Raw genomic sequence first — 10024 nt, 5'->3', positions numbered from 1 at the left:
GAAACTGCCCGTCTCCGACATCGACGGGTGCGGCGCGTACGGCTGCCCTTCCGGCGGGCCCTGCGGCGGCGCGTACGACGGCTGCCCCAGGTCCTGCGGCGGGTACGGCTGTGGCGAGGGCGGAGGCGCGGGTGGTGTACTGCCGACGGCTTGTGCGGGCGTCTGCGGCCTGTCACCGGGTGACCCGGGAGTGAGGGGGCGGCCGGGGACGAGAGGGAAGCCGGAGGCGGCGGGGCCGTGGGGGCCGGGGCTGTGGGGGCCGGAGGGCCCGTCGGGGCCGAATCCTGCGGGCAGAGGACCGATCTGGTCGAACACCTCCACCGGCTCCTCGTCCGGACCGCTCTCCGGCAGCATCTCGACCGCTGCCGTCAGCGCCTTGCGCGCGCCTGTGGCCGTACGGAAACGGGCGTGCGGATCCGGCTGCAGCAGGCCGGCAAGGACCTGCCACAAGGGTTCCGGCACCCCCTGGGGTGCGCCAGGGGTGCCGTGTGCGGCGAAGTACTCGATCAGTGCCCTGGAGTCGGGCTTCTGCCCCTGGAGCAGATAGAGCGCGACGAGACCGACGGCGAAAAGGTCCGCCGGGAAGTCGGGCTCCGCTCCCGTCATCTGTTCGGGGGCGAAGTAACCGGGCGTACCCACCACGTAGTTGGTCTCCGTCAGCCGCGGCTCGCCCTTGCGCATCGAGATGCCGAAGTCGGAGAGCCGCAGGTGCGGCCGGCCCGTGCCGGTGGCCTCCATCAGGATGTTGGCCGGTTTGATGTCACGGTGCACGACCCCCTCGGCGTGCACCGTGGACAGCCCGGACAGCAGCTGATCCAGCAGGAGGCAGACAAAACGCGGGGGAAGCGGGCCGTAGTCACCGATGACGTGGGCCAGCGAACCGCCGCTGACCAGATCCATCGTGAACAGGACCTTGTCGTCGTCGGCGGCCCAGCTGGCCGGGGCGAGGACGTGGGGATGATCGATCCGCAGCGCCTGCTCACGGACGAAGCGCAGCAGCGTGTGAGCATCGCTCTGCTGCAGAACCTTGGCCGCCACGTACCGGCGTCGTCGATGGTCCCACGCACGCCAGACGGCGCCCACCCCACCGCGTCCGATCGGATCGATCAGCTCGTACCGACCGGCGAAGACCTCACCCATTGCCCTGCGCCCGCTCCCGTTTCGGTTGGTGCCCCGGCTGTCGAGCTGTTGTCACGGCTCCACCGCCCCCGGCTCCTGGGCGCCGGCGGGCCCTTGCTGGTACCGGAGCAGACAGCGTTCGCCCCGTCGCGGCACCCGGCGCGCCCTCTCGCCGCACCGGACGGAAGCCCGGGAACGTGTCCCGTACGAGGGCTTCCGGCCGGCGCGCCGGGAGCACGCGACGGACGCCGCTCCTTGACGGGCGGACGCTGCCTGCCGTGGCACTAGCTCTGGTGGCCTTCGTAGTGCGCGACCGCGTCCGCGGTGCGTCCCGCTCCGTACACCCTGAGGAACTCTGCCAGCTCGGGGTGGGCCGGGGCGAGGGAGTCCGCGGCATCTATGATGTCGCCGGCCGCCGCGACCGACCGCAGCAGCGACTGGATCTCACGCACCACACGCCGCACGGTGGGGGCTCCGCCGGTGGTGGAGGTCTGGCCGGTGCTGGTCAGGACCGAACCCCCCTGCGACTTCTTGATCTCCTCCATCCGGTCGGTGGCCTCTCCCGCACTGACGCTGCCGTCCGCCACCTGTCCGGCGAGTTCCTGAAGCGCCTGGACCCGCTGGACGACCGCGGGGTTGCCGATCTTGGCCCGCTGCCCGCTCATCAGCTGGGACAGCATGGGGGCGGACAGCCCGAGCACCGCCGCGAGGCGTGCCTGGTTGAGTCCGAGGTCATCGATCAGCCTGCGGAAGAGCGCCCCCAACGGCTCTCCGTACCAGCTGCGTTGGAGCTCCCGGGCTCTAGCCGTCGCCTCTTGCTGCGCTGCGTCCATTGCGTCTCCCCTTCGCTGCGGCTTCGCTGCTGCGAACCTCGTCGTGCATCTTACGGAGAGGTGTTGCGGGCCGGGAGTCCCAATCCTTTTGCAGGATTCGGGGGGTCACCCGGTACTCTGTTCTGCGACGGACGTCGCGGCATGGATGTGTCCTGTGGTGTCCGCTTTTCGGGGCCTTAGCTCAGTTGGTAGAGCGCTGCCTTTGCAAGGCAGATGTCAGGAGTTCGAATCTCCTAGGCTCCACGCTCCTGTACCCCTCTGACCTGCATACATGCGGTCAGGGGGGTGTTTTTTGTCCCCCTTCGACGTGCTGATGTGTCAGCGCGTCGATACGGGCGCACGCCTGCGGTGGTCTGTGATTGCAGGCCTTGGGGCGGCCATCGCGCCCCGCCTGATCTCCTGGGGAGCGATGGACTTTCCGGTTTCCTGCTCGTTTGACGCAGTGGGGCCATGTCCGAGACGACGTACAGCATCGGCGAGGGTCCGGCGCCGCGGGTCAGTCTCTCCCTGCCCGGGGGGACTGCGGAAGCCATCCGTGTCAGGGTGGGTGAACGGGAGTTCTCCGCGTGCATCGCCGCAGCTGCCGAACGGGAGTTGAGGGGCAGGTGCTGGACGAGTACCTGGCCGGCCACCAGAGCCGCGAGGGGCCGGTTTCCGAGCCGATGACGAGACGGTGGTGGCCCCTTGTCGCGGAGACGCGCTCGCGTGGCATGGAGGTGGTCATCTGCGCGCTCACCATCATCGAGGCCGTACACGCCCGCACGAACAGGACTCGGCTGAGCCGGCCGCTGTTCGGACTGCGCGTGATCCCGGTCGGGGACGGGGAGGCGAAGACAGCCTCCGCTGTGTTGACGGGCGCAGGCTTGCAGGGGCCCGGGTACGCCATCGACGCAGCCGTGATTGAGGCCGCTCTGAGGCAGCAGGGGCCGATGGTCATGCTGACGTCCGGCATCGACGACATGACCAGACCTTGCGCTGATCGGGTTCGGCCCATCGCTGTGTGAGGCGGGCCGAGCGATCGGGGAAAGGCGCAGAGCGGCACCCGGACGGTGGTCGGGTGATCATGCCACCGCTGTCGACCACGCATTCGGCCAACCGCCGTCGACCACGCATCCGGCCAACCACCGTGCGCCCGTGCTCCACGGCTCACTCCGAAACTCTCTCCCCATGCTTCGTTGCCTGATCACACAGGCGGGTGGATGGCCGGCAGCCACTTCCCCTCCGTAACAGCGGCTCTGCGGCACCTCTCCTGTCAGCGGCTCGACGACCGGGGCCGACGTGCCCTGCGCTTGCTCGGCCTCCTTCCCGGGCCGGATCCGGCCTGTGCGGCCGCAGCCGCTCCGACCGGCACGGGCGAGGCAGCCCGTTTCCTGTGCCTGGTCGGCATCAAGGTGGTGGAGGAGCTCGGTGACCTCTGGGCCCAGGAGGAGTGCCGCAATGCGGTGGGACGCGCGATGCCCGTACTCGGTCGCCCCGTGAGACTGCGGAACACCACCGTGAGACCCTGCGCATCGCACGAGGCCTTCACTTCCGCCGGGCTGAACAGCATGCGCCGACAGGCATGGGGACGGCTGTGCGGGGGCCTGGTGATTCCATCGGTTTCACGTGAAACGGAGAGGGGCGTCGGCAGACCATGAGGTCTGCCGACGCCCCTCTCCGGCGTCCTTTCGATCAGGTGCCGTTCCGATGAAGGCCGGGTCAGCGCTGGTCGTCGCGATCGGTGCCGTTCGCCGGGCCGGATGTGGATTCGGCTTCGTCCTGCTTGGCACGGACCTCCGGGTCGAGCACGGCGCCGCCGCTGCCGTCGACCGAGGTCAGAGGTGCGCGGTCGTCGGACACTTCGGTGGGGGCGGGCGGCTCGACCAGCCAGTCGGGGTTGGCCTGCTTGTCCCACCACTTCCAGGCGGCGAAAGCCCCGCCGGCCAGGAGGCCCAGCACGAGGAACCTCTTGGCCCTACGCCCTGTCCTGGCCCGCCGTTCGTGCTTCCGGACGAGCTTCTGGATCTCCTTGGCCGTTACCTGACCGCGCAGTGCGGCCAGCGCCGCCGCGCTGCGGGCAGTGGCTTCCTCGGCCACGGGCCGACTCGCCGCCACCGCGTGCTCGACGCGTGGCACGGTGTAGTCGGCTGCGCTCCTGGCGGCACTGCGTGTCCGGACGGCGGCCTTGTGCGCGGCTTCGTCGACCTTGGGAGGCACATGGGTCAGCGCCTGTTCGATGCGTGGCGCGAGGTGTACGCCGTACTGGACGCGGGCTTGCGCGGCTGCCTTCGACACCTTGGGCGCGAGCCGTGCGCGGGCCTCCTGCGCGTAGTGCGCGGCCTGTTCCTTGGCCGTATCGGCGTAAGGCGCCACCACTTCCGCGGCGTGCTGCGCGCTGTCCTTCGCCGAGTAGGTTGCGGCACGCACGCTGTCGATGCGGGTCACGGGATCCTCCTCCTTGGTGGCGGGTAGGTACTCCGCCTATCCACCCAATTCGAAATCATGCCCGCTGGGGCCTCGAGCGCCATGCGGGACGGACATTCGGGTCACGAGGTCATTCTCGGGCAATGCGGTGCAAGGGGGGTGTGTCACCGACGATGCCGCAGTTCGTGTCGGCGCGCTCCGTGCCGTCGGGCAGCTGGCCGAACCGTCCGGCGGGAAGTGTGGGAAAGGTGCAGGAAAGCGGGCAACAAGGTGAGTACCGCTCCGCCCGGCCCCGCGACCACGCTGTGCGGGGGAAGCCCCGTGCAAGGATCGGTGGTCATCAGCGAAGACTTACGGAAGGCAGACCGTGGCCGAGCAGCTTTACGCCACTTTGAGGACCAGCCAGGGCGACATCGAGATCAGGCTTCTGCCGAACCACGCGCCGAAGACGGTCAGGAACTTCGTCGAACTCGCCAAGGGTGAGCGGGAGTGGACCAACCCGGAGACGGGGAGGAAGACCACCGACAGGCTGTACGACGGCACTGTCTTCCACCGTGTCATCAGCGGCTTCATGATCCAGGGCGGTGACCCCCTGGGTAACGGCACGGGCGGACCCGGGTACGAGTTCGGCGACGAGTTCCACCCCGACCTCGCGTTCACCAGGCCCTATCTGCTGGCGATGGCCAACGCCGGGCCCGGCACCAACGGTTCACAGTTCTTCGTCACGGTCTCGCCCACCGCCTGGCTGACCGGCAAGCACACGATCTTCGGCGAGGTCGCGGACGAGGCCGGCAGGAAGGTCGTGGACGCGATCGCAGCGGCTCCGACGAACCCGCGCACCGATCGCCCGCTCCAGGACGTGGTGATCGAGTCGGTGGCCGTCGAGACCCGTTGAACCGAGGGGCGGGCAGTGGTCTGCCGGCCGCTGACCGGACGGCCGCCGCCCGTGTGGGAACGAACCGCCCTGCTCGTCCGTAATGCTGCACAACGGGCGAGTGGGGCGGACGCATATGTGCCGCCACCGCGGACGAGGACCGGGAGGGCCGTGACCGATGGACCAGCAGCCGCCGCAGGACCAGGACGGGCCCGCAGCCGAAGGCGGCCGGCCCACGTGTTACCGGCATCCGGGCAGGGAGACGGGAATCCGCTGCACGCGGTGCGAGCGGCCGGTCTGTACGGACTGCATGATCGAAGCCTCGGTGGGCTTCCACTGTCCCGAGTGTGTCCGGGAAGGTTCCGGTACGGGTCACCACCGCGCGGCGAACCGGCCCCGGACCCTGGCGGGCGGAAGCGTCGCCGACGACCCCAGGCTGGTCACCAAGGTCCTGCTCGGCATCAATCTCGCCGTTTTCGCCGCGGTTCTGATCGCCGAGCGATCGGGCTATCCACTGGTCGACGATCTGCTGTTGTTCGGCCGGGCCTACTCGGGTGATCCGTCCGCAGGTCTCGAAGGCGTGGCGGAGGGCCAGTGGTACCGGCTGCTGACGTCGGTGTTCCTGCACCAGGAGGTGTGGCACATCGCGTTCAACATGCTGGGGCTGTGGTGGCTCGGAGGGCCCCTGGAAGCAGCACTGGGCCGTGCCCGCTACCTCACGCTCTATCTGCTCTCGGGGCTCGCGGGAAGCGCGCTCACCTACGGGATCGCCGATCCCGCGCAGGGCTCGCTCGGTGCTTCGGGTGCCGTCTTCGGCCTGCTGGGTGCCACGGCCGTGCTGATGCGCCGGATGAATGACGACATGCGGCCGGTGATCGCACTGCTCGTGGTGAACCTGATCTTCACCTTCAACCCATGGGGTGCGATCGCCTGGCAGGCGCATGTGGGCGGGCTGGTGGCCGGCGCGGTGATCGCGATCGCCATGGTTCACGCACCACGCGCGCACCGGAATCCTGTGCAGTACGGCACGTGTGCGCTGGTCCTCATGGTGGTCGTGGTGGCCGTTCTCGTCAGGACGGCCGCGCTCATCTGAGCGGCGTTTGTCACCTCGGATGCGGTTGTCCACAGAGGGTGTCGGATCTTGTGCATGACGTGGGGAACAGGTGTGCCCCTTGTCGCTGAACCGGGTTTCAACAGGCAGGACAAGGGGCGTACCCTCTCGCGGTGCGTAAGTGCGCAGTCGCACCGGCGTCACATTCGAGGAAGGTTATCCACAGGCCGCCCGGCCTTTTCCCCCGTCTGTGGATAACTCTGTGGGTAACTCAGGGCAGAGCTACTTCCACTGTGTGGAGACCCCGAAGCCACCGGCGATGAAACCGAAGCCCACCACGATGTTCCAGTTGCCGAGAGCGTCGATCGGAAGCTCGCCCTCGGTGACGTAGAAGACCACGATCCAGGCCAGGCCGATCAGGAAGAGCGCCAGCATCACCGGCGCCACCCAGCTGCGGTTGGTCAGCTTTATGCTCGTCGACTGCTTCGCCGGCGGAGGCGTGAAATCTGCCTTCTTGCGGATACGTGACTTCGGCACGAGGAACTCTCCTGTCGATGCGCTGCGTGACCGCGCAGGGATCTGTGGCTGGCGCCGGGGCGCGAGGGGGAATGCTGCCTCCCCGGGGCGTCCGTTAGCGTAGTGCTTCCGTGGCGCCTAAGGAGATAAGGGTACGTTGAGCAATTCTGCCGACTCTCCCCGAGGCCCGGCCCGGCGCATGTCCCGCCGGCCGGTCCAAGGCCTCACCGCTGCCGTTTTCGCCCTGGCCGGGCTGATCTTCGTGACCAGTGCCAATACGGCCAAGGGGACCGATATCCGTACCGATTCCTCGCTGCTGAAGCTTTCCGATCTGATTCAGCAGCGCAGTGAGAAGAACGCCGAGCTGGACGAATCGACCGCTTCCGTGCGCGCGGACATCGACACCCTCGCCCGGCGCGACGACGGGAGCACCCGCGCCGAGGACGCCGAGCTCGCCGCGCTGGAGAAGGCCGCGGGCACCACGGAGGTCACCGGCGAGGCGCTCGCCGTCACGCTGAACGACGCCCCGCCGGACGCCACCGCCAACCCCGGGTACCCCGAGCCGCAGCCGAACGACCTGGTCATCCACCAGCAGGACCTGCAGGCCGTCGTGAACGCCCTCTGGGAAGGCGGGGCCCGGGGGATCCAGGTGATGGACCAACGGCTGATCTCCACCAGCGCGGTGCGCTGCGTCGGCAACACGCTGATCCTGCAGGGGCGGGTCTACTCACCTCCGTACAAGGTCACCGCGGTCGGTGACCGGGACAAGCTCAGGCAGGCGCTCACGGACTCCGCGGCGATCCAGAACTACCAGCTGTACGTCAAGGCGTACGGGCTCGGATGGAAGGTCGAAGACGACGACGAGCTGACGCTTCCCGGTTATTCGGGCACCGTCGACCTCCACTACGCGCAGCCTGTGGAGTAGCTCGCGGGAGGCCCTGGGCGGCGGGCCCGCGTGAGGCGCGGACGGAACGGCGACGGACGCCCGGCAGACGGCTTTCCACAGCTGACCCACGTCTGTGCCCCGGCCGTTTAGTCTGGTGCCGTACCGAATGGAGGCAACAGCATGTACGGCTGGATCTGGCGGCATCTGCCGGGCAGCGCATGGGTACGGGGCTTCATCTCGCTCGTGCTCGTCCTGGCCGTTGTCTACACGCTCTTCCAGTACGTCTTCCCGTGGGCGGAGCCCCTGCTCCCGTTCGGCGATGTGACGGTGGACGGCGAAGGCGCCGGAGCGACGGGGGCCGGCCGGTGAACGCACGCATTCTCGTCGTCGACAACTACGACAGCTTCGTCTTCAACCTCGTCCAGTACCTCTACCAGCTCGGTGCGGAGTGCGAGGTGGTGCGCAACGACGAGGTCACCACGGCACACGCCGAGGACGGCTTCGACGGGGTCCTGCTGTCGCCGGGACCCGGTACGCCCGAGCAGGCGGGGGTCTGCATCGAGATGGTGCACCACTGCGCGCGGAGCGGGGTCCCGGTCTTCGGCGTCTGCCTGGGCATGCAGTCGATGGCCGTCGCGTACGGCGGCGTGGTGGACCGGGCGCCGGAACTGCTGCACGGCAAGACCTCGCCCGTGCTCCACGAGGGCAAGGGCGTGTTCGCCGGTCTGCCGTCCCCGTTCACCGCGACGCGTTACCACTCGCTCGCCGCCGAGCCGACGACGGTACCGGCGGAGCTGGAAGTCACCGCACGCACGGCCGACGGCATCATCATGGGGCTCCGCCACCGGGAACAGGCGGTGGAGGGGGTGCAGTTCCACCCCGAGTCGGTGCTCACGGAGCACGGCCACCTGATGCTGGCCAACTGGCTGGAGCGGTGCGGCGATCACGGCGCCGTCGGGAGATCGACGGGGCTCGCCCCGGTGGTGGGCAAGGCCGCCGCGTGACCTCACTCCGCCCTCACGCCGGGCACGAAGGCCCGTACGCGCAGGGAGCGTACGAACCCGACGGCACGTTCGAGGCGGCGGTGGAGCAGCTCGCGGACCCGTTGAACGATCCGCTGCCGGGGCAGCACACCTCGCCCTGGTTCCGGGCGGAGACCGTCCAGCCGGACGGCGGGGCCCGGCAGACGCCTCGGGCGGCGGCTCAGGAGCCCGTGGAGCCCCCGGGCGAGTGGTACGACCCGGAGGGGTATCAGAGGGACTGGTACGGGCGGCGGGAGCCGGAAGCGGCTCCTGCGGCGGGCGGTGCCCGGGAGGCTGCGGTGCCGGCCGGGCCGGGGACGCACGCTCCGGTGCCGGGGGCACCCGGCCCGGTTCCCGCACAGCACGTCACCGGCGGCCGTTCCGTACTGAGCGACGAGACCGTCGCCCTGCGGACCGCCGATACGCACAGGACGCCGCAGCAGCCGGGCTCCGACGCCGCGGGGCCCCTCCCCGGGCCGTCGTCGGCGGCCGGTGGCCGGGCCGAGCGCCGGCGGGCGGCCGCAGGACGCGGAAGAAGGCGGGCCGGGCCCCGGCGTGCAGTGGAGTCCGAGCCGCCGGAGCCCGCTGCCCCGATGTCACGGCTGGAGGCCCGGCGCGCGGCCCGTGCCGCCAAGGACAGCCCCGCCGTCGTCGCCAGCCGGGTCGTCGGGGAAGTGTTCATCACCTTCGGCGTGCTGATGCTCCTGTTCGTCACGTACCAGCTCTGGTGGACCAACATCCGCGCCGACCAGATCGCCGGCCAGGAGACGAACAGGATCCAGGACGACTGGGCGAACGGCGAGCGCAGCCCGGGTGCCTTCGAACCCGGGCAGGGGTTCGCCATCATTCACATCCCCGAGCTCGACGTGGTCGCGCCGATCGCCGAGGGCATCGACAAGGAGAAGGTCCTCGACCGGGGCATGATCGGCCACTACGCCGAGGGCACGCTGAAGACCGCGATGCCGTCGGCGAAGCAGGGAAACTTCGCGGTGGCGGGGCACCGCAACACCCACGGTGAGCCCTTCCGCTACATCAACAGGCTGAAACCGGGCGATCCGATCGTGGTCGAGACGCAGGACGCCTATTACACGTACGAGATGTCCAGCATCCTTCCGCAGACGTCGCCGTCCAATGTGGCCGTGATCGACGAAGTGCCCCCGGGGTCCGGGTTCACCGGCCCCGGCAGATACATCACGCTGACGACGTGCACGCCGGAATTCACGAGTACGTACCGAATGATCGTGTGGGGCAAAATGGTCGACGAACGGCCGCGCAGCAAGGGGAAACCCGACGCGCTCGTCGGCTGAACATCATCACGAC

10 protein-coding genes, 1 tRNA gene and 2 pseudogenes are annotated in these 10024 nt (G+C 69.2%); 9 read left to right on the top strand and 4 right to left on the bottom strand.

Going from position 1 to position 10024, the window contains the following annotated elements; translation table 11 throughout:
• A partial coding sequence (locus tag VN520_RS00260; protein ID WP_325744755.1) for a serine/threonine-protein kinase occupies positions 1-1140 on the bottom strand: 1140 nt, incomplete at its 3' end.
• A 263-nt stretch (positions 1141-1403) separates the two neighbouring features.
• Complete coding sequence (locus VN520_RS00255; protein WP_325744754.1) at positions 1404-1952, bottom strand: DNA-binding protein; 549 nt, start codon at positions 1950-1952, stop codon at positions 1404-1406.
• A 170-nt stretch (positions 1953-2122) separates the two neighbouring features.
• On the opposite strand from VN520_RS00255, the gene VN520_RS00250 reads away from it, so the two are divergent.
• The 3 genes and pseudogenes from VN520_RS00250 to VN520_RS00240 all read left to right on the top strand — a co-directional run bounded on the left by VN520_RS00250 (position 2123) and on the right by VN520_RS00240 (position 2956).
• Positions 2123-2195, top strand: a tRNA-Ala gene (locus tag VN520_RS00250).
• 207 nt (positions 2196-2402) lie between these two features.
• A pseudogene (locus VN520_RS00245) lies at positions 2403-2626 on the top strand (hypothetical protein); the annotation flags it as partial.
• Positions 2626-2956, top strand: a pseudogene (locus VN520_RS00240) (DNA-binding protein). The pseudogenes VN520_RS00245 and VN520_RS00240, both read left to right, overlap by 1 nt.
• Positions 2957-3650: 694 nt before the next feature.
• Here VN520_RS00240 and VN520_RS00235 read toward each other — a convergent pair.
• The gene (locus VN520_RS00235; RefSeq protein WP_325744753.1) at positions 3651-4376 is read right to left on the bottom strand and encodes a DUF5324 family protein; all 726 of its coding nucleotides are present in this window, start codon (positions 4374-4376) and stop codon (positions 3651-3653) included.
• A 346-nt stretch (positions 4377-4722) separates the two neighbouring features.
• Between VN520_RS00235 and VN520_RS00230 the strand changes: the two genes are divergently transcribed.
• Together VN520_RS00230 and VN520_RS00225 are read left to right on the top strand one after the other, a co-directional pair.
• The gene (locus VN520_RS00230) at positions 4723-5250 is read left to right on the top strand and encodes a peptidylprolyl isomerase (RefSeq protein ID WP_325744752.1); all 528 of its coding nucleotides are present in this window, start codon (positions 4723-4725) and stop codon (positions 5248-5250) included.
• 157 nt (positions 5251-5407) lie between these two features.
• Positions 5408-6322 carry a rhomboid family intramembrane serine protease gene (locus VN520_RS00225; protein ID WP_325744751.1) on the top strand — a complete coding sequence of 305 codons (915 nt, stop codon included), beginning with the start codon at positions 5408-5410 and terminating at the stop codon, positions 6320-6322.
• Positions 6323-6562: 240 nt separating this feature from the next.
• Here VN520_RS00225 and crgA read toward each other — a convergent pair whose 3' ends face one another.
• Entirely contained in the window at positions 6563-6817 is a 255-nt protein-coding gene (crgA, locus tag VN520_RS00220; protein WP_325744750.1) for a cell division protein CrgA, read from the bottom strand.
• Positions 6818-6953: 136 nt separating this feature from the next.
• Here crgA and VN520_RS00215 point away from each other — a divergent pair, with 136 nt between their 5' ends.
• The 4 genes from VN520_RS00215 (at position 6954) to VN520_RS00200 (ending at position 10011) form a co-directional block, all read left to right on the top strand.
• Positions 6954-7721: a DUF881 domain-containing protein gene (locus tag VN520_RS00215; protein WP_325744749.1), complete on the top strand. Its 768-nt coding sequence runs from the start codon at positions 6954-6956 to the stop codon at positions 7719-7721.
• A 141-nt stretch (positions 7722-7862) separates the two neighbouring features.
• The gene (locus VN520_RS00210; protein ID WP_325744748.1) at positions 7863-8051 is read left to right on the top strand and encodes a hypothetical protein; all 189 of its coding nucleotides are present in this window, start codon (positions 7863-7865) and stop codon (positions 8049-8051) included.
• A complete protein-coding gene (locus VN520_RS00205; RefSeq protein WP_325744747.1) occupies positions 8048-8686 on the top strand; it encodes an aminodeoxychorismate/anthranilate synthase component II in 639 nt (212 codons plus the stop codon). The genes VN520_RS00210 and VN520_RS00205 overlap by 4 nt, the downstream gene beginning before the upstream one ends.
• A complete protein-coding gene (locus tag VN520_RS00200) occupies positions 8683-10011 on the top strand; it encodes a class E sortase (protein WP_325744746.1) in 1329 nt (442 codons plus the stop codon). The genes VN520_RS00205 and VN520_RS00200 overlap by 4 nt, the downstream gene beginning before the upstream one ends.
• Positions 10012-10024 lie beyond the last annotated feature (13 nt).

This window comes from Streptomyces sp. (genome assembly GCF_035563135.1).
In the GTDB taxonomy this organism is placed as follows: domain Bacteria; phylum Actinomycetota; class Actinomycetes; order Streptomycetales; family Streptomycetaceae; genus Streptomyces.
The sequence above is the reverse complement of the archived record's forward strand: the minus strand, read 5'-3'. Positions and strand labels throughout refer to the sequence as shown.